Source organism: Streptomyces sp. NPDC002643 (assembly GCF_053592555.1).
In genome coordinates this window covers 189,415-215,034 of record NZ_JBSFVY010000005.1, presented here as the reverse complement: position 1 = coordinate 215,034, position 25,620 = coordinate 189,415, and the positions used below count along the sequence as shown (strand labels likewise).

The following is a 25,620-nucleotide window of genomic DNA, read 5'->3' as shown; positions in this document are numbered from 1 at the left end:
GTGTTCGAAGGCGGTCGAAGGGTGATCGAGCAGGCGGGGGAATCGTCAACGGGTCGGGCGCGGGCCGAAGTACGCGAGGGCCGCGCCCGCCACCAACGCCACGCCCTGGGCCATCTGCTGCCAGAGCGTCGGCACGCTCAGCAGTGTCAGCCCGTTCTGGAGGCAACCGAGGAACAGCACGCCGAGGAGCACACCGAGTACCGAGCCGGAACCGCCGCTGAGGGCGACCCCGCCCAGCAGGACGGCGGCGAGCACGGTCAGTTCGAAGCCCGCGCCCGAGGTGCCCGCGACCACGCTGTCCAGCACCGACGCCTTGATCGCCCCGGCCAGCGCCGCCGCCGTCCCCGTGACGACGAACAGCGCGAAGGGCGTACGGCGGACAGCGATCCCGGAGAGGTACGCGGCCTCCCGGTTGACGCCGATCGCGAAGACATGGCGGCCGGTCGGCGTGTACGCCAGGAACAGCGCCCCGGCGACCAGTACGGCGGCGATCACCACCGGCGCCGCGATCCCGGCGATCCGGGCGCCGCCCAGCCATGCGAAGCCGTCGCCGAAACCGCTCAGCGGCAGCGGGAACAGCTGCTGTGCCAGACCCCGCACTGCTGCCAGCATGCCCAGCGTCACGATGAAGTCATCGCGTTCATGACCCGCCCTGACCGTTCTGGGCGAGGAGCGCGTCGATCTCGGCCGTGTCGCCGCTTCGGACCAGCTTCACCGGCACCTGGACGCTCGGGTTCGCCTTCCCCGCGGCCACCGCGAGCGGTACGTCGACGATGGCGTTCGCGATGTCCTGCGGGGCGAGGGCGGAGGAGGCGCGGTAGAAGGAGCCCTGCTTGATGGCGAGCAGCGAGGGGGCCGAGCCGTCCTGGCCGCCGACGAACGTCTTCGCGTTGTCCTTCTCCCGCCCGGCCTGCTGCAACGCCTTGAAACCGCCGTACGCCGCCGCGTCCGTGATGCCGAGGACGATATTGAGGTCGGGGTGCTTGGCGAGAACGGCGTTCGACTTCGACAGACCGGTGTCGGGGTCGATGGCCTGCTCCCGCGCGACCACGTCCACGCCGGGCGCCGCCTTCGTGAAGGCGTCGATCATGCCCTTCGTGCGCTCCCGGCCCAGTTCGATGGTGTCGTCGACCAGGAACGCCACCTTGCCCTTGCCGCCCAGTTCCTCGTCGGCCCACTTCGCCGCCGCCTCGCCGAGCAGCGCGCCGCTCTCCCGGAAGCTGAACCGGATGTCGGCGCTCTGGTTCTCCAGGGTCCCGCCGTAGGTCACCCAGATCAGGCCCGCGTCCAGCGCCGCCTTCGCGATCGGCTCGGCGGCCTCGAAGACCATCGGGAACGACACGATCGCCGGTATCCGCCGGCTGACCCAGGTGGTGAGGTTGGTCGCCTGGGTGTCCGCGTTGCTCGCGTCGCTGGTCGTCATCAGCTTGACGTCGTGCTTCTTCGCGGCGGCCGTGGAGAGCTCCACCAGCGTGGTGTAGAGCGGGAGTTGGGTGAAGGGGTAGTCCAGCCCGATCCGTGTGAGCGCCTTGGCGGACGGCGACGAGCCCGCGCCTGCGGCCTTCGCCGGGCCGCCGCTGCCCTCGGGGGCGCTGCAACCGGTGGCGGCCGGCCCGGTCGTGGCGAGGGCTCCGGCGGACCAGGCGAGGAACCGTCTGCGTGAGGCCGGCGCGGCGGAGTACGGGAATCTGCTCATGGCGGGGATCTCCAAGGGACATGGCCCGAGCGGCGGGCATCCGGCTGTTCCGACTGTGCGGACCAGGAAAGACCCCACCGCCCCGCCCCACCATCCGTACAAATACGGAGCACGACCACGGGCGGGAACCCACGGAGAGGCCCCCACTCTCTCGGTGAATGGCTTGTCCACCCGTCCGTCGGGTCCTATCGTTAGGGCCCAAAAGACCAGCGGGGGGGTCTCCGGCCGGCCTCGGGAGGCCCGGATGCTCGACCACCACCGACTAGCGGCGGCCACCCGCATCGGCATGCTCACCCGTGAACGCGACACGGCCTCCGCCTGCGCCGAGGCACTGCGCGAACTGGGCCGCGCCCTCCCCCTCGACGGCGCGACCCTGCTGGAGATGGACCCGATCACCGGCACCTACGCCCAGATCGCGGGCGTCGGCTATGACGCCGACGTCTCCGAGGCCCTGGCGGCCGAGTTCGTCTCGACCCCCTGGTACGACAACGTGCTGCGCAGCGCGATCCCGCCTTCCCTCTCGCAGGACGAGGAGGACCCGGGGGAGCGCTACCGGGACGGCTGGTTCTACGCCGAGCGGATGCGCCCGGCCGGCGTCCGCGACGCGGTCACCGGCGCCCTCCGCCACCGAGGACGGCTCGTCGGACTGATCACGCTCTCCACCCAGACCCCGGACGCGTACGACACCGACACCCGCCGACTGCTCGCCTCCCTGCTGCCCGCCCTCGGCGTCCTCGCCGACACCACCGCCCACATCGGCGACCTCCACGACCTGCCGACGGAGGGCGCGGCGAGCCTGATCGCCGCCGAGGACATCGTCGGCGTACCCGGCCGTGAGCCGGCCTTGGTGCTCCAGGACACCGAGTTCCGTCGACTGGCCCGCGCCTTCGCCGACTCGCACGGCACCCGGCTGCGCCTGCTCTGGCCGGTCGGCCGGCACTGGCACCGCGTCACCCTCCGCCGCCACACCCTCGGTACGGCGGTCACCCGTGGCGCGGTCCTCGTGCACGAGGCACCCGCCCCACTGCCGTACGGGTTGAGCCCACGCGAACTGGAGGTGCTCACCCGGGCGGCCACCGGCCAGACCAACCAGGCCATCGCCCAGGCCCTGTTCCTCTCCCCGCGCACCGTGCACACCCACGTCGAACACCTGCTCCGCAAGACCGGCGCCACCTCCCGCGCCGAGGCCACGGCCCTCGCCGTACGCGACGGACTCCTCCGCCCGACCCCGGAGAACGTCGACCGCTTCGTGGAACGCTGACCACCGCCCGCCCTCGGTCCGGCCCGCACACGCTCAGTAGGGTTCGACGATGACTGAGACCGCCCAGGGCACATACGCCGCAGGCACGACCACCGACGACGGCACGACTGGGACCGCCGAGGGCGCCGGCCGGATGCCCGGCCCCCGCGCCGACCGGCCCAAGCCCTTCCTCTACGTCGTCGTCTGCGCCGCCGGGATCGCCGTCGAGGTCGGCAAGCTGATCACGGCGGCTCAGGAGCGCGACTGGGAGGTGGGGGTCATCGCGACGCCCGTCGCCATGGGCGGGTTCTTCGACGCGGCGGCGGTCGAGGCGCGGACCGGCCGACCGATCCGTTCCGCGTGGCGGCGGCCGGACGATCCCCGCCCCTTCCCGCCGCCGGACGCCGTCGTGGTCGCCCCCGCCACCTTCAACACCCTCAACAAGTGGGCCGCCGGAACCGCCGACACCCTCGCCCTCGGCACCCTCTGCGAGGCATACGGTCTGGGCGTCCCCATCGCCGTACTGCCCTGTGTCGCCGACGCCCTGGCCGCGCACCCGGCGTACCGGGCGAGCCTGGAACGGCTGCGCGGCATGGGCGTACGGTTCGGCGACCCGTACGCGGGCGGGACGGACGAGAACGGCGGGCGCCCGGAGTTCCACTGGGAGCGTGCCCTCGACCTGCTGGCCCCGGGGCTCGACGCACCGTGACCGTGACGTCATCCTGCGGGCTCGGCCCGCCGGAGTGGATCAGAAGTGCGTGGCGATTCCGAAGACGCGGCGGAGTTGTGCCATGTCGTGCCGGTCGCGTTCCGACGGTTCGTATCCCTGGTGGAAGTGGACCTGCTGCTCGGCGGACAAGCACGGGACCGTCGTCCCCTGGATGGTGCCCGTCACAAAGCAGGAGGCGGGATAGACGAAGGGACTCCGCGGTTCGGGTGAGGCCTGAACCGCTGAGCCGTCATCGGTGAAGACCAGCGGATGAAGGTCGATCTCCCGGCCGTCCGGAGCCGTCACGACGAATCGGACGGGCCTGCAGTTCAGGCTCTCCACGAAACCCGCCGTGGAGAGGGCCGCCAGCACGGCGACTTCCTGGTCCTGCCGGTGCATCAGGTCCAGGTCGCGATGGTCTCGCGTCCGCTCGCCGATCAGAGCGTCGATCCCCCATCCGCCACCGACCCAGACCTCGACCTCCGCCCGCCGCAACAGGGCCAGGACGGACAACACGTCATCAGCGGTCATCACCCGACGCAGGCTAGAGGTGTCGGCGTCGGGCGGCGAACGATTTCCTCACCCATCCACCGTCGGCTCCGTGGCGCCGCTGCTCGGCTCCTTGGCCGCCGCCGAGGGCCCGGGCGTTCAACCGAACGGTTGAACGGGTCGTCGGCTTATGGGCGACGCGGCGCGGGGTCTCGCGCCAGCAGACTGGCGGCGCCGTTGTAGCGGCGCCGCCAGAACTGTCGCGCCGCGGAAAGGACTTCCCCCACATGGCCAGCAACTTCAGCAGGCGAGGCATCCTCACCACCGGAGCCGGCGCCGCACTCGGCGGACTCGTCGCCACCGGTACCGCACGGGCCGCCACCGCCGGTGGATCGCGCGGCGGCGGCTTCCCCGGCGCCGAGGAGACCCGTTCGCTCGACGAGTTGTACGAGGCCGCCGTCGCCGAGGGCGGCAAGCTCGTGCTCTACCAGGGCGGGGACATCGACAGCCAGGCGGCCGGCGTACGGGCCGGCTTCGCCGCCCGCTTCCCCGACATCGACCTGAAGGTCGTCGTCGACTACAGCAAGTACCACGACGTCCGCGTCGACAACCAGCTCGCGACCGACACACTGGTCCCCGACGTCGTACAGCTCCAGACGCTCCAGGACTTCACCCGCTGGAAGCGACAGGGCCGCCTCCTGCCCTACAAGCCCGCCGGATTCTCCAAGGTCCACAAGGGCTTCAAGGACCCGGACGGCGCGTGGACGGCGCTCATGGTCATCGGCTTCAGCTTCGTGTACGACATCCAGGCCGCCGGAGCCGACGCGCCCACGACGCCCCTGGACCTCGTCGACCCGCGCTGGAAGGGGGCGATCGCCTCCGCCTACCCGCACGACGACGACGCGGTGCTGTACCTCTTCCGGCTGTACCAGCAGAAGTACGGCTGGGACTGGGTGGCCGACTTCGCCGCGCAGCAGCCGCAGTTCGCCCGCGGTTCGCACACCCCCGGGCTCGCGGTCGGCGGCGGGCAGAAGGTCATCGGCGTCGGCGGGGCCGGCAGCGCGGTCTCCACCTCGACCACGACGAAGTGGGTGACGCCCGTCGGGCACCCGTTCATGGCCTGGGGCCAGCGCGCCGCGATCCTGAAGCAGGCCGCCAACCCCACGGCCGCCAAGCTCTATCTGAACTGGCAGCTGTCCGAGGAGCGCCAGAACGCCTCCTTCAACGGCTGGTCCGTCCGTACCGACGTCGTCCCGAACGCCTCGCTGAAGCCGGTGTGGGAGAACCCGGACGCCCACGTGGACGGCTTCCCCCGCTTCATGGAGGACCGCGCCGGCATCGAGCGCCTCAAACAGACGTTCGCCCTCTACTTCGGCGAGGTCAAGGGCGAGCCGACCCCGGGCGTACTGGGACTGCACCCCGGGCGGTGAGCCGGATGTGAACCGCGAGGACGCGGAGAGGCGGGGGCGCCCTTCCCGCACAACGGCCGCCCCCACCTCGTACCACCGCCCCGACCTCGTACCACCGCCCCCACCTCGTACCGGCAGGCGCGGCGCATCCCTTTACGTCGGTCACACCGGTGCCTGCCTACACTCCCTCTGGCCCCGTCGGCCCCATGCCGGTTCGGCCCATCGCCGAGGGAAACAGAGGGAAACGCCGCAGTGCCCGCCATCGCCGCCCCCGCCGTCGTACGCCGAGGTGTGCTGTCACTCCGACGGCTCCCGGACCTGGTGTTCCTGGCCGTCCTCAGCGGCGGACTGCTCCGCCTCGTCGACGAGAACGCCGCGCTCTGCTACGAACTGGTCCCGCTCATCGCCGCGTTGGCCGGCGGATACGTCGGTGGGCTCGCCCTCTGGGACCGGCTCGGACGCCTGGGCCGGCCCGTCTGGCTCGCGGCGCTGCTCACGCTGTGGGTCTGGATCTCCTGGGGGATGCCCACGCCGGTCGCCACCGGTTACACATGGCTGGCGCTGCCGCTGGCGATCCTCGCCCTGCGCATGTTCGGGGAGCGCGAGGCGGTCGCGGTCGTCGCCGTGATCACCGTGCTCCTCGTCGTTCTGCTCGCCCGCACCGCCGACGTCCTGCACCCCGAACTGGTGGCGCCCCCGGCCGCCGCGCTCTGGGCCACCGCCGCCCTCTACCGCGCACAGCAGCGGCTCCTCGCCCAACTGCGCCGTACCCGCGCCGAGTTGGCGAGGGAGCAGCGGGAGGCCGGACGCCTCGCCGAACGCGCCCGTATCGCCCGCGATCTGCACGACACCCTCGCCCAGGAACTCGCCGGCAGCCGTATGCTCCTCCAGGCGGCCGACCGCGACTGGGACCGCCGCCCCGACCTGGCACGCACCCAGGTCCGGGCGGTCGTCGACGCGCTCGGCGCCAATCTCGCCGAGACCCGCACCATCATCCGCGACCTCACCCCGCCCGCCCTGGAGCACGACGACCTCACGGCCGCCCTGCGCCGCCTCTGCGCCCGTGACACGGCCACGCCCTCCCGGGTGGTGTTCCGCACCGTGGGCGAACCCTCCCCCCTGACCTCCGAGGGCGCCGCCGCCCTCCTCCGCGTGGCCCAGGGCCTGTTGGCCAACGCCCGCGAACACGCCCGAGCCCGCCAGGTCCGGGTCACCCTCGACCACCGCGACACCACGACGGTCACCCTGGAGGTACGGGACGACGGCGTGGGCTTCGACCCGGCGGCGGTGGGGGCACCGACCTCACTGTCGACGCCGGGATCGGTCAGGGCAACGGGAGGGACACGAACCGGCGACCGAGGGCTCGGGCTGAGCGCCGGCAGGGAACGCCTCGGCGCGCTCGGCGGCTCGCTCACCATCCGCAGCGCCCCCGGACACGGCACCCTGGCCCGCGCCACCCTCCCCCTGAACACCCTCGCCCTGGCCGCCCCGGCGGGCCCCCGGTGACCGGCCCACCCGAAACCCCCCTCCGCGTCCTGATCGTCGACGACCACGCCGTCGTACGCGCCGGACTGCGCGCCCTCCTCACCGGCGAACCCGGCTTCGACGTCATCGGCGAGACCGGCGACGGCGAGGAAGCCGTACGCCTCACCGCCCGACTCCGCCCCGACGTCGTCCTCATGGACCTCCGCCTCACCGAAGACGCGACCCCCGGCGACCGACTCAACGGCCTCGACGCGACCCGCCGCATCACCGCCGAGACCCCGGAAACCCGCGTGGTCGTCCTCACGAGTTACGGCAGTCAGGGCGATGTCCTCCGCGCGATGGACGCCGGCGCCCGCGGCTACATCCTCAAGGCGGGCCCACCCGAGGAACTCTTCCGCGCCGTACGCGCCGCCGCGTGCGGAGGCATGGGCCTGGCCCCGGAGGCGGCCGGCCACCTCGCCGGCCACATGACCGACCCCGGTGCGACCCTCACCGAACGCGAACTCCAGGTCATCCACCTCCTCGCCCAGGGCCACAGCAACCGCTCCATCGCCACGACCCTCCACCTCACCGAGGCCACCATCAAGACCCACCTCGTGCGCATCTACCGAAAACTCGGCACGGAGAACCGAGCGAGCACGGTCTCGGAGGCGATGCGAAGGGGCCTGCTGACGCTCGGGTGAGCCGACGGCCGATCCGGCCGGAGACCCGCGCCCGCCCCTGCCGGAGCCGGGGGAGTCCCCACACGCCGACGCCGCGGCGACTGCCACCGGAACCAAAACCCCTGCTGGAAGGCCCAGTTGGCGCATAGGGTCGACCGATGACCACCGACCGCATCGACCTGGCCGTTCACGCCCACGAGGGCGACGGCCCGCCCCTCCTCCTGCTCCACGGCGCCGGCCGCACCCTCGCCGACTGGGCGGCCGTGGCACCCCTGCTGACCCACCACCACCGTGTGATCGCCGTCGACCTGCGCGGCCACGGCCACTCACCGTCCGGCCTCTGGAACCTCCCGGCCGTCCTCGGCGACATCGAGACCGTCCTGAAGCGGTACGACATCCCGGGCGCCCTCCTCGTCGGCCACTCCCTCGGCGGCATGCTCGCCGCCCAGTACGCGATCGAGCACCCGGACTCGACACCCGGCGTGGTGAACCTGGACGGATTCGGTTGGGGCAGGCCCGACCAGTACACCGGCCTCGACCAGGCATATGTCGCGGAACGCCTCGGACGGATACGGGAGATGAGCAGGGCCGGGGCGGGCACGGTGCTGCCGCCCGACGGGCTGAAGGACCTGCTCGCCCAGCAGCGCGGGATGGCCGATCAACTGGGCATCCCGTACAAGCTGTTGGAAGCCGGAGTGCTGCGCTCACTGCGGGAACGCCCCGACGGACAGCTGGAGTCACGGCCCGAGCGCGAGCACGCCCTGGAGATGCTGACCGTGCTCGACTCGTTCGACCCCGTCGCGCTGTTCCGCCGGGTGCCCGTGCCGCTGCTGCTCGGACGGGCGACCCGGCCCGTGCCGTCGATCCCCGGTCTCGACTGGTTCGACGAGCTGATGACGGCGTACACCGACGGCCTCAGCCGGGATCTCGCCGAACTCGCCGCCGAACGCGCCGAGGTGACGGTCGCCGGGATCGACGGCACCCACGCGATGCTGCTGGAGAGCCCGAGGGCGGTCGCCGACACGATCCTCGGATTCGCCTCGAAGGTCTGCCGCTGAGCGGCGTCCGCGAGGTTCGGCGGGCGCCGTGTTCGGTTCTCAGTGGGCGCCTGCCGGTTCGAATTCCGTGCCGCACGGGCCCGCTCCCTCGCTCTCCGGGAGGGGGACGGCGTCGCCGTTCATCGTGAGGGCGTCGTAGTAGCGGCCGATGCGTTCGGTGGAGCGGCCGATGTAGTGGCCGATGAAGGAGCGGCGGAAGCGGTCGGTGGTGTGGTTGGGCTGGGAGCCGTGGACCAGGCTGCCGTTGAAGAAGAGGACGTCGCCCGGTGCCATGTCGACGGGGACGGCGGTCAGGCCGGGCGGCGGGGGCACGTACTCGCGGACGAACGACACCTCCTCGTCCGCCTCCTCCGGGCAGAAGATGTCCATGCGATGGGTGCCGGGCACGACCTCCAGACCGCCGTTGTCCCGGTCGATGACATCGCAGGCGATCCATGCCGCGACGCAGGTGCCGGGCTCCACCCGCAGATAGAAGTTGTCCTGGTGCAGCGCCTGCCCGCGCGCACCCGGCGGCTTGAAATAGAACATGCTCTGCGCCGCCAGGACCTCTTCCCCGAGCAACTTCTCCAGGATCTCCCGCAGCCGTGGGTCGAGGAGTACGCGCAGGGAGAGTTCGTCGATGCGGTGGGGGTGCATCACCCGGGGGTAGACATGGAGCGGGTCGACGGCGGTCGGGTCACCGGTGGCAGGGGCGGCGGAGAGCCGCGGCTCGAAGTGGCCCGGAACCGGGCCGCCGGCCTTCAGCGCGGCGAAGCGATCGCACAGTTCCCCGATCTCGGCGGCCGAGAACAGCCCCCGCACCACCAGATAGCCGTTCTCCTCGAACTCGACCCGGGCATCGGCGCCGCCCGCCTCGCCCGTCCTGCCCGTCTTGCTCGTGACTGTCATCAGCGCGTCCCTTCTCCGTCTCGTCCACCGTGCCTCACGCTAGGTCCGAGTGCCTGTCGGGAGGATGCCTGTGCATGCTGATCAGTTGCCCCACACTGCTGCTCCCGGGACCGCCGCACCCGGGAGCACCGTGCCCGCCGATCCCTCCCCACCACCCGGCCAGGTGATCATCGGCTGCTTCGACCAGCTCCCCTCGTACGCCGTCAACCGGCCGCGAGGCGCCGACAGCTGGCTGTTCACCTGGACCACGGGCGGCGGCGGACTGCTGCGGCAGGGCGCGACCGAGGCGACGGCGGCCCCGGCTGACCTCGTGGTCCTCGGCCCCGGCGTGCCGCAGCACTATGCCGTCCGGCCCGGCGCCGGGCATTGGGCGTTCTGGTGGGTGCACTGCCAGCCCAGGGCGTCCTGGACGGGATGGCTGCGCCCGTACGACATTGGCGACCGGCTGTACGTCGTCTCCCCGACCCCCGGCGGCATCCGGGGCCGGGTCGACTCGGCCTTCCGCCGGATGCTCGCCGACGCCCGCTGGACGGGGGAGGGTACTCCACCGATGCCCCGGACCGCCCCCGCGGACGGCGAGATCGCGGTGGCGCACGGCACGGCGGCCCGGGAGCTGGCCCTGTGCTCACTGGAGGAGGTCGTCCTGCTCACCGCCGCCCGGGCCGAACCCCGCCGCTCGGACGTCGACCCCCGGGTGCGGCGCGCGGCGGACCTGATCACCGCCGACCCGGGCGCCCCGCACACCGTCCGCTCACTCGCCGAACGGGTCTCCCTCTCCCCGTCCCGCTTCGCCCACCTCTTCACCGAACAGCTCGGCCACTCCCCGATGCGCGCCCTCCTCCAGGCCCGCCTCCTGCACGCCGCCCGTCTCCTGGAGGCCACCGAGCTGCCGGTGGAGCGCGTGGCCGCCGCCTCCGGCTTCGGCAGCCCGTTCCACTTCAGCCGGGTGTTCCGACAGCGCTACGGGGTGCCGCCGGGCGCGTACCGACAGGGGCTGAGGGACGACGACCGGACGACTGATCGTCGACCAGCGCAACGGTCTCGCCGACCGGCCACCGCGGAGCCCCACCCATCCACCACGGAGCCCGACTCAGCCACCGCACACCCCCGACTCATCCCCCGAACACCCGCAACGCCCCCCACAGCGCCACCACCGCCGAACCCAGCGCGGCCGGGACCGTGAGCAGGCCGAGCCGGGTGAACTCGCCGAGGTGCACATCGTGTTCGTGCTGGTGGACGATGCGGCGCCAGAGCAGCGTGGCCAGCGATCCCGCATAGGTGAGGTTGGGGCCGATGTTGACGCCGAGGAGCACGGCGAGCACGGCGCCCGTGCCGAGTGGGGCGGCCAGGGGGACCAGAACGAGGACGGCGGGGAGGTTGTTGATGACGTTGGACAGGAGCGCGGCGAGGGCGGCGATGCCGAGGAGGCCCCAGAATCCGGTGCCGGTCGGCATCACCTCGCCGAGCGCGTCGGCGAGACCGTTGTCGACGACCGCGCGCACCACGATGCCCAGCGCCAGGACGAACGCGAGGAAGGGGAGGGAGACCGACCGCAGCAGCGCCGTCGGCGTGGTGGTGCGGTGGATCAGCGCCCGGACCGACAACACCACGGCTCCGGCCAGCGCGGCCCACACGGGCTCGACGCCGAGCGCGGACGTCACCACGAACCCGGCGAGCGTGCACACCACCGTGACCAGCGCGAACCTCGGCAACCGGGGCGGCTCCACGGCCCCCGGCGAGGACACCGGCACCCCGGCGTCCAGGTCCGCCGCGAAGAAACGCCGGAACACGAGGTACTCGGCGGCCACCGCCACCGCCCACGGCGCCGCCATCAGCAGCGCGAACCGGGTGAAGGTGAGCCCGCTCGCGGTGAACGCCAGCAGGTTGGTGAGGTTGGAGACGGGCAGCAGCAGCGACGCCGTGTTGGACAGGTGCGCGGTGGCGTACACATGCGGCTTGGGGCGGGCGCCGAGCCGGGCCACGGTCGCGAAGACCACGGGCGTGAGCAGCACGATCGTGGCGTCCAGGCTGAGCACCGCCGTGATGCCGGAGGCGAGCGCGAACGTCGAACCCAGCAGCCGCCGGGGCCGCCCCGCCGACGCCCGCGCCATCCACGCCCCGCACGCCTGGAACAGCCCCTCGTCGTCGCACAGCTTGGCCAGCACGAGCACGGCGGCCAGAAAACCGAGCACCGGCCCCAGCAACTCGGCCTCGGCCCGCGCGTGATCGAGGGAAACGGCGCCGGCCACGACCACCACCGCCGCGGCCGGTACGGCCACCACCGCCTCGGGCAACCCGAACGGTCGTACGACAGCACAGCCGAGCACCACGACGAGCAGGGCGATGGACAGGACCTCGGCGAAGGCGGCGTTCACGGCGGGGCTTTCAGAGCGGTGGGGCGATCGGCACAGCCGACGGCGCGGCAACTGGTGCACCCTACAACCACCGGACAGCACCGACCGAACGCGAGTCCGGCCCCGCAGCGACGCCTCCGAGGGTCGTCCCACACAGACCTCGGCCCCCCGCCTCACTCCTCCGACAGCGTCAGTTCCGCCCAGATCGTCTTGCCGTCCTCCGTGTGGCGGCTGCCCCAGCGCTGGGTCAGCTGGGCCACCAGCAGCAGGCCCCGGCCGCCCTCGTCGAAGGTCTTCGCCCGGCGCAGATGCGGAGCGGTCCCGCTGCCGTCGGAGACCTCGCAGATCAGCGTGTTGTCGTCGTGGATGAGGCGGAGCTGGATCGGCGGGGCGCCATGGCGGATGGCGTTGGTGACCAGCTCGCTCACCACCAGCTCCGCCGTGAACGCCGCCTCGCTGATCCCCCACAGCGCCATCTGCGTCAGCACGTACTGCCGGGTCCGGGCCACGAACGCCGGGTCTGCGGGTATCGACCAGGTCGCCACCTGGGCCGCCTTGAGCCCCCGGGTCCGGGCCAGCAGCAGGGCCACGTCGTCGGGGGCGCCGCCGGCCGGGAGCAGGGAGGCGATCACCTGCCGGCAGATGTCGTCCAGGGAGCCCCTGCGGCCGGACAGCGCCCGGACCAGCAGCTCCTGACCGGCGTCGATGTCACGGTCCCGGGTCTCGATCAGCCCGTCGGTGAACAGGGCGATGACGGTGCCCTCGGCCAACTCCAGCTCGGTGGATTCGAACGGCAGCCCGCCGAGGCCCAGCGGCTGCCCCGACGGCACGTTCACCTCCATGGGCTGTCCGTCCGGGTCGAGGATCACCGGCGGCGGATGCCCGGCACGGGCGAAGGTGCAGCGACGGGTCACCGGGTCGTACACGGCGTACAGGCAGGTCGCGCCCACCTCGCCGGTGACGCCCTCGCCACCGGCCTCGGCGGAGAGCCGTACGACGAGGTCGTCGAGGTGGGTCAGCAGTTCGTCGGGGGCGAGGTCGACGTCGGCGAGGGTGCGCACGGCGGTCCGCAGCCGCCCCATGGTCGCGGAGGCCTGCACCCCGTGGCCCACGACATCGCCGACGACCATGGCGACCCGCATCCCGGACAGCGGGATCACGTCGAACCAGTCGCCGCCCACCCCGGCCTGCGCCGCCGGAAGGTACCGGGAGGCCGCCTCCAGGGCGGGCATACGGGGGAGGGTCTGAGGGAGGAGGCTGCGTTGGAGGGCGAGGGCGGTCTCACGTTCGCGTGAGTAGCGGCGGGCGTTGTCGATACAGACGGCGGCGCGGGCGGTGACCTCCTCGGCGAGCAGCTCGTCGTCCGCCGTGAACTGGTCGCGCCGTCTGAAACGGGTCAGGACGGCCACCCCGAGGGTGGTGCCGCGGGCCCGGATCGGCACCGACATGGTGGTGTGGATGCCCAGCTCCTTGACCCGCGCGTTGCGTATGGGGTCCCAGGCGAGCCAGTCCTGGAGCGTGTTCGCCGGGTCCGTCGCCACGATGGTGTGCCCGATCGTCAGCGAGGCCGCCTGCGGTGACGTGGCCGGGTAGACGTCCGTCCGGCCCACCTCGACCACGACCTCCGGGCAGCCCGGGGTGATCGACTGGTGGGCGGCGCGGCGCAGCACGAACGGCGCCGACAGGGGGCCCTCGTGCGGTTCGTCGCCGTGGTCGAGGGACTGCAGCAGATCGACGCTGACGAAGTCGGCGAGGGCGGGCACGCACACATCGGCCAGCTCCTGCGCGGTGCGCCGTACGTCGAGGGTGGTGCCGATGCGGATGCTGGCCTCGTTGACCAGCTGGAGCCGCTGCCGGGCCATGTACTGCTCGGTGATGTCGTGCCCGGTGACACAGACCCCGATGGGCACCCCGGTGTCGTCGAAGAGCGGGGCGATGGCCGCGGACCAGGCGTGGGCGCTGTCCTCGTCGGCGGCCCGCAGAAAGGTCTGCACGTCCTTGCGCCGCCCCAGGGCGAGCACCTCGCGCAGATGCTCCTCCAGCTTCTCACCCTGGCGTCCGCCCACGATCTCGGACATGTGCAACCCCCGGAGGTTCTCCTCCGGCATACCGACGGCGTCCTCCATCAGGTCGTTGATGCCGCGCAGTCTGAGCCGGTCGTCGAAGACCGCCATGGCGCACGGCGACTGGGCCATCACCGCCGCCGCCAGCGGATCGTCCCGCACCAGCGGCCCGGGATCGTCGAGCGGACACAGAATGAGCCAACCGCCGCTGCCGTCCCCGTCCTTCGGCCCCCGGTGATGGGCCAGCAACCACACGGTCACCGTCCGGCCGTCGCGGTGACGCAGCGCGACGGCTCCGCTCCAGATGACGGTGCCGGGCTGAGGTGGTGCCAAGGACGCCCCGGGGGCGAGCAGTTCCTCGGCGGGGCGACCCACGACCTCCGCCGAGGACCAGCCCAGCAGCCGGGTCGCCCCCTCGTTCCATTCGACGACGACACCGTCGCCGTCCATCAGCGTCCGCGCCGTGGCGGCACCGTCCAGGGCATACGCAGGGGTGTCACCATGCGCTACCTTGCGGCTCCTCATCGTCGCGAGTTCCATTCCGCCGGACCGAACGGGCTTACGGGCGAAAACCAGCCTATGCGCTCCGCCGGGGAAGCGGGTGGGAAACCCCGGGTCGGCCGTGGCCGACGGCAGCGGGCCGCAGCGCGCTCCTCGCGGGACCGCCGCGCGGGATGTTCGGCGAGTGCCATGAGGGGCTCTTGACGTCTCCTGAAGCGCGTCGTCTGATTTTGTCTGTTTGCGACGAGAGATTTTGTTTGATTGCGACGAAGGGATCACCGTTGACCGTCACACGAAGGTCCTTACTCATCGCGGGCACCTCCGCCCCGATGGCCGGAGCACTGACCGCCGGAGCGCTGACGGGTACCGCGACCGCCGCACCCGGGGCGAGACCCACGCCCGGCGAACGCGCCATCCCCCTCCGCGACGGCTGGCGCTTCGCCCTCGTCAACCCCGGCGGCATCACCGACCCCACCGGCGAGTACGCCGACGCCGCGAAGCCCGGCTACGACGACTCGGCCTGGCGACAGATCGCCGTCCCGCACGACTGGTCCATCGAATTGGCCCCGACCACCCAGCACAACACCACCAGCGGCACCGGCTTCTTCCCCGGCGGCCTCGGCTGGTACCGCACCACGTTCACCCTGCCGCCCACCCTCGCCGGAAAGCGGATCTCGATCGAGTTCGACGGCGTCTACATGGACTCGTACGTCTCCTGCAACGGCACCGAGGTCGGCCGCCACCCCTACGGCTACACCGGCTTCGCCTTCGACCTCACCGACCTGCTGCACACCGATGGCACCACCGAGAACGTCATCGCCGTCAAGGTGCAGAACCGGCTCCCCAGCAGCCGCTGGTACTCGGGCAGCGGCATCTACCGCGAGGCCCGCCTCATCGTCACCGAGCCGGTCCATGTGGCCCGCTGGGGCACGTACGTCACCACGCCGGACATCACCGCCGAGCGCGCCCTCGTCCGCGTACGCACCTCCGTGGTGAACGCCTCCGGCACCGCCGCCGACGTCGAGATCGTCTCCCGGGTCATCGACCCCCGAGGCCGCACGGTCGCCCGTACGACCTCCACGGTCGCCGTCACCGACACGGCGACCGAGACCCATGAACTCACCGTTCCCGAACCCGAGTTGTGGGACTTCGCGGCCCCGCACCGCTACACCCTGCGGACCGAGCTGCGCGTCGCCGGAAAGATCAACGACACCTACCGCACGACCTTCGGCATCCGCACCTTCCGCTTCGACCCGGACGAGGGCTTCCACCTCAACGGCACCTCTCACAAGATCAAGGGCGTCGACCTCCACCACGACCTGGGCGCGCTGGGCGCCGCCGTCCACGAGGACGCGATCCGCCGCCAGATGACGATCATGAAGTCGATGGGCGTCAACGCCTTCCGCACCTCCCACAACCCGCCCTCGCCGGAGATGATCCGCGTCTGCGAGGAACTGGGCATCGTGATGATCGTCGAGGCCTTCGACTGCTGGAAGAGCCCCAAGACCCGCTACGACTACGGCCGTTTCTTCGACGAGTGGGCCGACCGGGACGCCACCGAGATGGTGCTCGCCGCCCGCAACTCGCCCGCCGTGCTGATGTGGTCGATCGGCAACGAGGTCTCCGAGTTCACCTCCACCTCCGGGCTCGCCATGGCGGACCGGCTGATCGCCGCCGTCAAGGCCTCCGACGACACCCGCCCCGTCGTCATCGGCTCCCACCGCCACCGCAGCGTCCCCGCCCCCGGCACCCCCGGCGATCTGATCCTGGCCAAACTCGACGGCCTCGGCCTCAACTACAACACCGCCAAATCGGTGGACGCCCTCCACGAGCGCTACCCCCACCTGTTCCTCTTCGAGTCGGAGTCGTCGTCCGAGACCTCCACCCGGGGCGTCTACCAGGAGCCGGAGCATCTGAACACCGGCGAGAACCACACACCGGGCAAGCGGGGCGTCTCGTCCTACGACAACAACCTCGCCTCCTGGACCATGAGCGGCGAGTACGGCCACAAGAAGGACCGCGACCGGAAGTGGTTCGCCGGGCAGTTCCTGTGGTCCGGCATCGACTACATCGGCGAGCCCACCCCGTACGACGTCTTCCCGGTCAAGGCGTCCTTCTTCGGCGCGGTCGACACGGCCGGCTTCCCGAAGGACATGTACTACCTCTTCCGGAGCCAGTGGACCGACGATCCCATGGTCCATCTGCTGCCGATGAGCTGGAACCACGAGGACGGCGACACCGTCGAGGTGTGGGCCTACTCCAATGTCGCCACCGTAGAGCTGTTCCTCAACGGGAAGTCCCTCGGGACACGGAAGTTCGACGAGAAGGAGACGGTCGACGGACGCCCCTACCTGGAGACCACCGAGGCCACCGGCGACGACAAGACCTTCACCGACGGCCCCTACCCCGGCAGCTACACCAGCCCCAACGGCAGCGCCGGAAAACTCCACCTGACGTGGAAGGTCCCTTACGCGCCGGGTGAGTTGAAGGCGGTCGCGCGGAGGAACGGCAAGGCCGTCGCCACCGATGTGCTGCGCACCGCCGGTGCCCCGCACGCCGTGCGGCTGACCGCCGACCGCAAGTCCGTCTCCGCGGACGGGCGTTCACTCGTCTTCGTCACCGCCGAGATCGTCGACGCCCGGGGCGTGGTCGTGCCCGACGCCCAGCACCTGATCTCCTTCGACGTGCGCGGCGGCTCCCTCGCCGGGCTCGACAACGGCCGCGAGGAGAGCGCCGAGCGCTATCAGGCAAGTACCCGGACGGCCTTCGGCGGCAAGGCACTGGCGATCGTACGGGCGGGGACCGAGCCGGGATCGGTGAAGGTCACGGCACGCGTGGACGGTCTGCGCGGCGGTAAGGCGACGGTCCGTGCCACCCCGGCCCACGGCGCGAAGTCGACGACCCCACCTGCCGAGTTCGAGCCCGATTACCCGGCCGCCCCCGCCTACCCCCTCGCCGACGCCAGTTACTCCGGACGACCCGACACCCTGCCCGCCGCCATGCTCGACGGCGACCCCGCCACCGGCTGGTCCAACGCCTTCCTCAAGGCGGCCACCGCCCTGCTGCCCGCGTTCAGCGGGGCACGGCCCGAGGACTGGGTGTCGGTCGACTGGGGGAGGCCCGGCACCGTCGACCGGGTCGAGGTCGACTTCACCGTCGACTCGGGGCACACCCTGCCCGAGACAGTCCAAGTCGCGCTCTGGGACGGCGAGAAGTACGTACCCGCCGAGGACGTGAAGGTCGACTGGGCCACGGCTTCCGACACCCCGACCGCGATCACGTTCACGCCGATACGCGGCACCCGGCTGCGGCTGACGATGACGAGCGGGCATCCGGGCGAGGCACGCGGCGCGGTGCGGATCAGCAGACTCGACGTCCTCGCGGTCTGACCCCCTGGCCCCTTCGCCCACCCCGCCCCTATGAGAAGCGGCAACGTGGCCCCCGCGAGGGGGTGTTGCCACGGTCCGGACGGACAACGAGTCCCGCCCGGACCGTTGACGCGCCGTCATGTCTCGCACAGCATGGCCAACATCCGCATCTGGGAGCGCTCCCACACTGTTGTCGCCATCCGCCCCGCCCTCACGCGCCCCCCACCTCCCCCGAGGAGCCAGACGTGAAACGACGCAGAACCACCCTGCTCGCCGTAACGGCCCTCCTCGCGGCGGCGCTCACCGCGCTGCCCGCCGCCACGGCCCAGGCCGAGGAGGTCGAACAGGTCCAGAACGGCACCTTCGACACCACCACCGCCCCCTGGTGGACCACCGCCAATGTCACCGCCGGCCTCACCGACGGCCGCCTGTGCGCCGAGATCCCCGGCGGTACCACCAACCGCTGGGACGCCGCCGTCGGCCAGAACGACATCACCCTCGTCAAGGGCGAGTCGTACCGCTTCGCCTTCTCCGCCTCCGGCACGCCCCAGGGCAACGTCCTGCGCGCGATCGTCGGCCTGTCGGCGGCGCCGTACGACACCTACTTCGAGGTCAGCCCGCAGCTCAACGTCTCGGGCGACTCGTACACGTACACCTTCACCTCGCCCGTCGACACCGACCAGGGCCAGGTGGCCTTCCAAGTCGGCGGCAACGCCGACCCGTTCACGTTCTGCATGGACGACGTGTCGCTGCTCGGCGGGGTCCCGCCGGAGGAGTACGAGCCCGACACCGGGCCCCGGGTCCGTGTCAACCAGGTCGCCTATCTGCCCGCCGGGCCCAAGAACGCCACCCTCGTCACCGAGGCCACCGAGGCCCTGCCCTGGCAGTTGAAGAACGCCTCCGGTGCCGTGGTCGCCCAGGGGCGGACCGCCCCGCGTGGCGTGGACGCCTCCTCCGGGCAGAACGTCCACTCGATCGACTTCGGCTCGTACCGGGGGCGCGGCACCAGCTTCACGCTGGTCGCCGACGGGGAGACCAGCCGCCCGTTCGACATCGACCCGAGCGCCTACGAACGCCTCCGCCTCGACTCGCTGAAGTACTACTACACGCAGCGCAGCGGCATCGCGATCGACGACGGACTGCGCCCGGGCTACGGCCGCGCCGCCGGACATGTCGACGTCGCGCCCAACCAGGGCGACGGGAACGTGCCCTGTCAGCCCGGAGTCTGCGACTACACCCTCGATGTCACAGGCGGCTGGTACGACGCCGGTGACCACGGCAAGTACGTCGTCAACGGCGGTATCTCCGCCTGGGAGGTGCTCAGCACCTACGAACGCGCCCTGCACGCCCGCACCGGCGAGTCGGAGAAGCTGGGCGACGGCTCGCTGGACATCCCGGAGAGCGGCAACAACGTGCCCGATCTGCTGGACGAGGTGCGCTGGGAGCTGGAGTTCCTGCTGAAGATGCAGGTCCCGTCGGGCAAGCCGCTCGCCGGTATGGCCCACCACAAGATCCATGACGAGCAGTGGACCGGCCTGCCCCTGATGCCCGCCGACGACCCGCAGAAGCGCGAACTGCACCCGCCGAGCACCGCCGCCACGCTCAACCTCGCGGCCACGGCGGCGCAGGCGGCCCGTCTCTACCGCCCGTACGACCGCGCCTTCGCCGTCCGGGCCCTCGACGCGGCCCGGACGGCCTGGTCTGCGGCCCTCGCCCACCCGGACAGATACGCCTCCGAGAGCGACGGCATCGGCGGCGGCACCTACTCCGACACCGATGTCACCGACGAGTTCTACTGGGCCGCCGCCCAGCTGTACCTCACGACCGGCGAGAAGGAGTTCGCCGACCACGTCCTCGCCTCACCCGTGCACACCGCCGACATCTTCGGCCCCCTCGGCTTCGACTGGTCCCGCACGGCCGCCGCCGGACGCCTCGACCTCGCGACCGTGCCCAACAAGCTGCCCGGCCGCGACAAGGTCCGCCAGTCCGTGATCAAGGGCGCCGACCGCTACCTGGCCACCATCGACGCCCACCCGTACGGCATACCGTACGCACCGGAGAACAGCGTCTACGACTGGGGCTCCAACCACCAGATCCTCAACAACGCGGTCGTGATCGCCACGGCGTACGACCTCACCGGGGCGTCCAAGTACCGTGAGGGCGCGCTGCGGAGCATGGACTACCTCTTCGGCCGCAACGCCCTCAACATCTCCTACGTCACCGGCTACGGCGACGTGGACGCCCGCAACCAGCACAGCCGCTGGTACGCCCACCAACTCGATCCCAGCCAGCCGAACCCACCGCGCGGCACCCTCGCCGGCGGCCCCAATTCGAGCATTCAGGACCCTTACGCACAGAGCAAACTCCAGGGCTGCGTCGGCCAGTTCTGCTACATCGACGACATCCAGTCCTGGTCGACCAATGAACACACGATCAACTGGAACGCGGCCCTCGCGAGAATGGCGTCCTTCGTGGCGGACCAGATCTGACCCGCCGAGCGGGATCTCCGACCCGCTGAGCAAGATCTCTGACTTGCCGAGGAAGATTTCTGCGGCCGATGCTCTCCGGAGTGTCGGCCGCCCTCTTTCGGTACCGTCGCAGATGTGCTGTGACCTGCGACTATTTACGGGTAAGTACCCGCGCGGTACCGTTGGCGCATGCCAGCTCTGAATGTGGAGTTCAGCGACCGCGAGCTAGAGGACCTGCGGCAGATAGCCAAGGAGCGCGGTACGTCGATGAAGGCGCTCGTGCGCGAGGCCGCCGCGGCCGACATAGTGCGACACCGGGCGCTGAAGGAGGGCGCTGAGGCGTTCCGGCAGTTCTTCACCGCGCACGCCGCCGAATTCGCCGCCGCGTTCCCGGACGACGAACCCGCCGTGAAGCCGGAAGGACGGGCCGTCTGACCGATGGCTCCCGTCATCCATATCGACGTGCCCTGGCTGCTGCAGCGCCACGAAGAGGTCATGCCCGAGCAGCCCACGATCAACGACTTCTCGGCGCTCGTGGCCGCCGTGGCCCGCCATCGTGTCGACCCGCCCCGGCTCGGGGTGGACTCCGACCCGGCCTGGCGGGCCGCCGCACTGCTGCACACCCTCGCCCTGCTCAAGCCCCTGCCCGCCGCCAACGCCCGCTTCGCCTGTGCCACGGCCGTGGCGTACATGTTCGTCAGCGGAGTCGGCATCGACCCGCCGTACGGGGCCCTGGTCGATCTCGCGCGCGACCTGATCTCCGGAAAGACGGATGTGTACGGGGCCGCCGACCGGCTCCGCTCCTGGCAGATCTGACAGGCCCGCCCGAGGGAGGGCACTGAAGATCTTGGCCGGGCTCCCGACGCCTGGCACGCACTCCCCCCACGCTCGGCTTCGCTCGCGCGGGGGGACCCCCATGCCGCGTTGCCGAAACGCCCTAGTAGCTCCTCCCCGACGCTCGAACAACCTCGCGCGGGGGGACCCCCATGACGCCGCTCGCTGATCCGGCCAAGATCTTCAGCACCCTCCTCGGGGCCGCCGACCGAGGGCGGGAGGAACAGGGTCGGCGGCCCGTTTCGCGCGGGAGAGCCGCCGTTCCGCGCGTGGCCTTCGAGGTGGCCGATTTCAGTCAACAACCAGTCTTCGAGCGCCGGGAGCGTGCGCGGGGTGCCGAAGCGTGCGTACGGTTCACACGGGGTGCTTGAGACTTTGAATATCGGTGTCATCGCCTGTTGAACCCGGTCAACCGACCTGCTTTTGGTGATACGGATGTTGCCCAAGTGCCTTGTTAGCCATGAGTAACTTGTGCAAGGGTGAACTTCCTGCGCAGGGCAATGGCCCGTCCTGAAAGGCCCCTTGGCATTTCGGGTCGCCGAAGGGCCCAAAAGGCTCAAGGTTCACGGCCATCGTGCGGCTCGGTTCCCGGCCGCTTTCCCGGCGCCCGCCGATAAGTACGCACCAATCCAGGGCCCTTTCGGCGGTCAGAACTCCGTGTGCCATCTTTGCGCCTTGGAAGGAACCCGCTCTGTGCACACCCCCCACCCTCCTCGCCCTTCCTATCCGCCGGCTCCCGGGCCCGTCCCGGGGGAGCCGGACGAGACTCTCGCCGCCCGGCTGAGAGGCTGGCCGGAAGGCGGAACCGGTGATCCCGTAGCACTGTTGATGGCGCGTCACTGGCAACCCACCTACGACTATGCGGTCATATGCCTCGCCTCCGCCTCGGGTGTCGCGTCGATGATCACCGCGACCGCGTTCCACCGCGTACTCGACGGCCTCATGCGGGGCGAATCGGGCGTCGCCCTGCGTCCCCGGCTGCTCGTGGCAGCCCGGGACACCGTCAAGGAGTGGTCCGCCGAAGAGCGGATTTCCGGTGTGCTCCCCGACTTGAAGAAACCCGCCGGAGGCCGCGGTATGCGGGCGGCGAAGTCGATGACACCCGAAAATCGCAAGCTCGTCGAGCGCTCATTCCAGGCCCTCCCGGCGATCGCGCAGTGCTTGCTGTGGCACACCGAGGTCGAAGCGGAACCGATAACCATACCCACCGGTCTGCTAGGGCTGGACACCGACAGCGCGGTGGCCACGCTTGAGCAGGCACGCGACAAATTCCGCGAAGGCTGCGTCCGCGCCCACCGCGAACTCGCGCCGTCCAAGGACTGCCGCTTCTACAACCGGCTCCTCGATGTGCCGATCCGCCGAGGCGGCGCCCTGCTGCCGGATGTCCAGCAGCATCTGCTGGAGTGCCGCTACTGCCGTTACGCCGCCGAACAACTCAGTCATTTCGACGGCGGCCTCGGCGGGGTCATCGCCGAGGCCGTACTCGGCTGGGGCGCCCGGCGCTATCTCGACTCCCGGCCCGGCCGGATGCCGTACAAGGGCGGCACAAGACGCCCGGGGAGCGGCGGTCGTCACCGTCTGCTCTCCCAGATCCCCGCCCAGCGCCGCCGGATCGCCTCCTCCGTGCGCAACCCCCGGGCCCTGCTCACCGTCGGCGTCAGCTCCGGAGCGCTGCTCGCCGCCATCCTCGGGGCCGCGCTCCTGTCCGACGACGGCAGCGGTGCGGACCCCACCGCCTCCACCAGTGCCGTCGGGGGCACCTCCACGGCCCCCGACACCGGCACGGGGGGCGACGACGGCGCCGATGCCTCCGCGACGCCGCCCAGCCAGGCCGGCCGCCCCACCGCGCCCCAGCAGACCCGGCTGCGCAACCAGGCAGCCGACCTCTGCCTCGACATCCAGGGCGGCGAGGCCGAGAAGGGCGCCTCCACCGAACTCGCCGTGTGCTCCTCCGACTGGACCCAGAAGTGGTCGTACGAGGAGGACGGGCTGCTGCGCAGTGTCGCCAACCCCGAGCTGTGCCTGGACTCCCAGGTCGACGCCGGTGTCATCGTCCTCGGTACCTGCGCCGACGAGGACTCCGAGCGGGGGGACGACGTCCGCTACGACTTCACCGTGCGGGGGGAGTTGCTGCCCCGCTGGAGCGAAGGGCTCGCCGTCGCGCCCACCGAGTCGGACACCGGGGCCGATGTCGTGGTCAAGGGGCGCGACAACTCCGATGTGCAGCGGTGGGTCACCGATGGGGTGACCGCCAGTCCCGAGTCGCTGTCCGTCTCCGGTTCCGGGGGGCCCACGCCCGGGACCGAGCCGGTCGCGAGTGCGCCGGGGGCGGGGGATGTCGTGCCGGAACGGGGGGACGAGGGGGCAGCTGAGGGGGTCGACGGCCAGGAAGGCGCGTCGGAACCGGATGTCTCCGTTCCGGAGGGGGAGCAGGGTGGGTCGGTCATGTCCGTGGGGGACGGGGGGAGTGAGGGCGACGCGAGCGGGGAGGCGGTGCCGGGGGTGAGCACCGGGCTGCCCGTCCTGACCACGCTTCAACTGCCGGGGGTTCTCGCGGGGTTGGATCTGTAAGGGGGCGTCCGCCGGATTTCTTTCGCCCCCGCCGCCCTGCCCGTCCCGTCCCCAGGGGCTGCGCCCCTTCGAACTCCCTTTCGGCTGCGGGTGGGTGGGGGCTGGTCGCGCAGTTCCCCGCGCCCGTGAAAGCGCGGGGCTGCGCCCCGGCTTCGAGGGGTGTCCGCAGGATGGTGGCGGGGGTGGCGCGGGGGATGCGGAATGTTTCCGGCCGATTGCCCAGCCGGGGGTATCCGGCCATTCGACGTTGCCGGACGATCAAGAACCGCTCAGTTTCGGGCTTCTGGTGTTCGAATTCTGTGACTTCACGCCACTGATTGAACACTCAAAGTTACTGAAATCTGTGGGTCGGATGTGTGTTCCGGGACGGGAAGCGGCAGAGTGGCGCACGCCGAAACCCGGCACCGAAGAGCGGAAGGATGCACACAATGCCGAACACCGCGCGATGGGCAGCGACTCTCACCCTGACGGCCACCGCCGTCTGCGGCCCCTTCGCGGGCGCCGCGCTCGCCGCCCCCGAAGGGCCCGCGCCGTCCGGGCTCTACGCACCCTCCGCGCTGGTCCTGACCACGGGGCACGGAGAGCGCGCCGCCGCTGCGACGCCTGAGCGCGCGGTCACCCTGAACTGCGCGCCCAAGCCCTCCGGTACGCACCCGGCCGCCGTCGACGCCTGTGCCGAACTCCGGGCCGGCGGCGGTGACCTCGACGCCCTGACCGGCAGAACCGGGATCAGGTGCACCAAGCAGTACGACCCCGTCGTCGTCACCGTCCAGGGCGTCTGGCAGGGCAAGCGCGTCGCATACGAGCGGACCTTCGCCAACGAGTGCCTGAAGGACTCCGCCACGACGGTGCTCTTCGCGTTCTGAGGGTTCCCAAGAGCCGGGGTCGCGTGGTTCCGCGAGTGATGAGCGGGGGCTTGTGACTGGGGAGTGCAAGCCCTGTCGCGGTGCCATGCGATCCCCGTCCGGGGGCCGGCCGAGCAGAGTGGGGCTGACGGCCGGCCCCCGGCATCATGCGCCGGGGCGCGTCAGAGGGTCACTCGGACGCGATGGTCCAGCGTCCGACCTCCCGATGGCCGGAGTCGTACAGGGCCTGCCCGTCCCCGGGCTTGATCTCGCAGTGCCGGAGGTTGCCGCCCCAGTACCTCAGGATGCGCTCCAACTCCTGGACGGTGGTGCCCTCGTCCCAGTCCGTGCCGTCCAGGTCGACTTCAAGAAGGAACTTCACGTCACGCGTCTCCACTTCTGTGCGACTCGGCTTCCGCGGCGGTTTCGGCCGGAACGGCTTACACCTGCCAACGGGTCCTTCAATCGTTTCATTGAAGTGCTACTTGAGACTTGACTCTGCCGAGGGCGAAGCCGGTGGAGGCGGGGACGGAAGCTCCGTCAGCGGTGGAAATCGGCCCAACAGCCTTACCGCGCACAGCAGTCGATGGACGCGGAGCTGGTCGGAGACGAGCCGCAGCCGTCCGCCGCGCGCCCTGGCGACGGCCTCCGCCCGGCACAGCACCCGTAGACCCGAGCAGTCGAGGAAGGAAACCCGGCGCAGATCGACCAGCACGTCCGGAGCGGCGGTGTCATGGACGGCGGCCGTCAGATGCTCGGCCACGAAGCCCGCCGACGCGATGTCGATCTCGCCGCTGACCACGACCACGGTGAACGGCCCGACCCGACTGCTGAAGGCATACGCGTTCTCCGCGGCGAGCCGGGGTCCGTCGGCCGCACCCTCGGGTGGACCGGCGGCGCGCTCGGGTGGACCGGTGGCCCGATCATGCGCTTCCGAAGTCATGGCGGCTCCACCTTGTCAGGGGCAGGGCGCATTCGAT

Annotated in this window: 20 protein-coding genes and 1 pseudogene; 13 read left to right on the top strand and 8 right to left on the bottom strand. The window is 71.1% G+C overall.

The annotated features are described in order from the left end of the window. Positions 1-45 precede the first annotated feature (45 nt). Both ACWD4G_RS09885 and ACWD4G_RS09880 read right to left on the bottom strand, forming a co-directional pair. Entirely contained in the window at positions 46-612 is a 567-nt protein-coding gene (locus ACWD4G_RS09885; RefSeq protein WP_451292023.1) for an ABC transporter permease, read from the bottom strand. A 28-nt stretch (positions 613-640) separates the two neighbouring features. After that, entirely contained in the window at positions 641-1,696 is a 1,056-nt protein-coding gene (locus tag ACWD4G_RS09880; protein WP_451292021.1) for a sugar ABC transporter substrate-binding protein, read from the bottom strand. A gap of 244 nt (positions 1,697-1,940) precedes the next feature. On the opposite strand from ACWD4G_RS09880, the gene ACWD4G_RS09875 reads away from it, so the two are divergent. Further along, positions 1,941-2,957, top strand: a complete 1,017-nt coding sequence (locus ACWD4G_RS09875) for a response regulator transcription factor (protein ID WP_451292019.1) — start codon at positions 1,941-1,943, stop codon at positions 2,955-2,957. 133 nt (positions 2,958-3,090) lie between these two features. Then, positions 3,091-3,645 (top strand): flavoprotein, encoded by a 555-nt coding sequence (locus ACWD4G_RS09870; RefSeq protein WP_451292305.1) that lies wholly within the window; start codon positions 3,091-3,093, stop codon positions 3,643-3,645. Between the two features lie 39 nt (positions 3,646-3,684). On the opposite strand, the gene ACWD4G_RS09865 is transcribed toward ACWD4G_RS09870, so the two are convergent. Then, on the bottom strand, positions 3,685-4,176 hold the full coding sequence (locus tag ACWD4G_RS09865) for a nucleotidyltransferase domain-containing protein (RefSeq protein WP_451292017.1): 492 nt from the start codon (positions 4,174-4,176) through the stop codon (positions 3,685-3,687). A gap of 245 nt (positions 4,177-4,421) precedes the next feature. Between ACWD4G_RS09865 and ACWD4G_RS09860 the strand changes: the two genes are divergently transcribed. The 4 genes from ACWD4G_RS09860 (at position 4,422) to ACWD4G_RS09845 (ending at position 8,748) form a co-directional block, all read left to right on the top strand. After that, positions 4,422-5,564: an ABC transporter substrate-binding protein gene (locus tag ACWD4G_RS09860; RefSeq protein ID WP_451292015.1), complete on the top strand. Its 1,143-nt coding sequence runs from the start codon at positions 4,422-4,424 to the stop codon at positions 5,562-5,564. Between the two features lie 231 nt (positions 5,565-5,795). Beyond that, positions 5,796-7,049 (top strand): sensor histidine kinase, encoded by a 1,254-nt coding sequence (locus ACWD4G_RS09855; protein ID WP_451292013.1) that lies wholly within the window; start codon positions 5,796-5,798, stop codon positions 7,047-7,049. Next, positions 7,046-7,711: a response regulator gene (locus tag ACWD4G_RS09850; RefSeq protein ID WP_451292011.1), complete on the top strand. Its 666-nt coding sequence runs from the start codon at positions 7,046-7,048 to the stop codon at positions 7,709-7,711. Before ACWD4G_RS09855 ends, ACWD4G_RS09850 begins: the two co-directional genes overlap by 4 nt. A 137-nt stretch (positions 7,712-7,848) precedes the next feature. Continuing rightward, positions 7,849-8,748, top strand: coding sequence for an alpha/beta fold hydrolase (locus ACWD4G_RS09845; protein ID WP_451292009.1), 900 nt, complete (start codon positions 7,849-7,851; stop codon positions 8,746-8,748). A gap of 39 nt (positions 8,749-8,787) precedes the next feature. On the opposite strand, the gene ACWD4G_RS09840 is transcribed toward ACWD4G_RS09845, so the two are convergent. Further along, positions 8,788-9,636: a phytanoyl-CoA dioxygenase family protein gene (locus tag ACWD4G_RS09840; protein ID WP_451292007.1), complete on the bottom strand. Its 849-nt coding sequence runs from the start codon at positions 9,634-9,636 to the stop codon at positions 8,788-8,790. 64 nt (positions 9,637-9,700) lie between these two features. Here ACWD4G_RS09840 and ACWD4G_RS09835 point away from each other — a divergent pair. Then, a pseudogene (locus ACWD4G_RS09835) lies at positions 9,701-10,636 on the top strand (helix-turn-helix domain-containing protein); the annotation flags it as partial. A gap of 112 nt (positions 10,637-10,748) precedes the next feature. Here ACWD4G_RS09835 and ACWD4G_RS09830 read toward each other — a convergent pair. Continuing rightward, the gene (locus ACWD4G_RS09830) at positions 10,749-12,011 is read right to left on the bottom strand and encodes an SLC13 family permease (RefSeq protein WP_451292005.1); all 1,263 of its coding nucleotides are present in this window, start codon (positions 12,009-12,011) and stop codon (positions 10,749-10,751) included. Between the two features lie 152 nt (positions 12,012-12,163). After that, positions 12,164-14,578 (bottom strand): SpoIIE family protein phosphatase, encoded by a 2,415-nt coding sequence (locus ACWD4G_RS09825; protein WP_451292003.1) that lies wholly within the window; start codon positions 14,576-14,578, stop codon positions 12,164-12,166. Between the two features lie 257 nt (positions 14,579-14,835). Here ACWD4G_RS09825 and ACWD4G_RS09820 point away from each other — a divergent pair, with 257 nt between their 5' ends. From ACWD4G_RS09820 to ACWD4G_RS09795, 6 genes are all read left to right on the top strand, one after another. Continuing rightward, complete coding sequence (locus ACWD4G_RS09820; protein ID WP_451292001.1) at positions 14,836-17,943, top strand: glycoside hydrolase family 2 TIM barrel-domain containing protein; 3,108 nt, start codon at positions 14,836-14,838, stop codon at positions 17,941-17,943. Between the two features lie 224 nt (positions 17,944-18,167). Then, the gene (locus tag ACWD4G_RS09815) at positions 18,168-20,411 is read left to right on the top strand and encodes a glycoside hydrolase family 9 protein (protein ID WP_451291999.1); all 2,244 of its coding nucleotides are present in this window, start codon (positions 18,168-18,170) and stop codon (positions 20,409-20,411) included. A 168-nt stretch (positions 20,412-20,579) separates the two neighbouring features. Further along, entirely contained in the window at positions 20,580-20,825 is a 246-nt protein-coding gene (locus ACWD4G_RS09810; RefSeq protein WP_451291997.1) for a hypothetical protein, read from the top strand. A 3-nt stretch (positions 20,826-20,828) separates the two neighbouring features. After that, a complete protein-coding gene (locus ACWD4G_RS09805) occupies positions 20,829-21,206 on the top strand; it encodes a toxin Doc (protein WP_451291996.1) in 378 nt (125 codons plus the stop codon). A gap of 711 nt (positions 21,207-21,917) precedes the next feature. Further along, positions 21,918-23,795 carry a ricin-type beta-trefoil lectin domain protein gene (locus ACWD4G_RS09800; RefSeq protein ID WP_451291994.1) on the top strand — a complete coding sequence of 626 codons (1,878 nt, stop codon included), beginning with the start codon at positions 21,918-21,920 and terminating at the stop codon, positions 23,793-23,795. A gap of 428 nt (positions 23,796-24,223) precedes the next feature. Further along, positions 24,224-24,661 carry a protease inhibitor gene (locus tag ACWD4G_RS09795; RefSeq protein WP_451291993.1) on the top strand — a complete coding sequence of 146 codons (438 nt, stop codon included), beginning with the start codon at positions 24,224-24,226 and terminating at the stop codon, positions 24,659-24,661. A gap of 169 nt (positions 24,662-24,830) precedes the next feature. Here the strand turns inward: ACWD4G_RS09795 and ACWD4G_RS09790 are convergent, their stop codons facing one another. Together ACWD4G_RS09790 and ACWD4G_RS09785 are read right to left on the bottom strand one after the other, a co-directional pair. Continuing rightward, a complete protein-coding gene (locus tag ACWD4G_RS09790; protein WP_451291991.1) occupies positions 24,831-25,022 on the bottom strand; it encodes a hypothetical protein in 192 nt (63 codons plus the stop codon). A gap of 99 nt (positions 25,023-25,121) precedes the next feature. Beyond that, on the bottom strand, positions 25,122-25,583 hold the full coding sequence (locus tag ACWD4G_RS09785) for an STAS domain-containing protein (protein ID WP_451291989.1): 462 nt from the start codon (positions 25,581-25,583) through the stop codon (positions 25,122-25,124). Positions 25,584-25,620 lie beyond the last annotated feature (37 nt).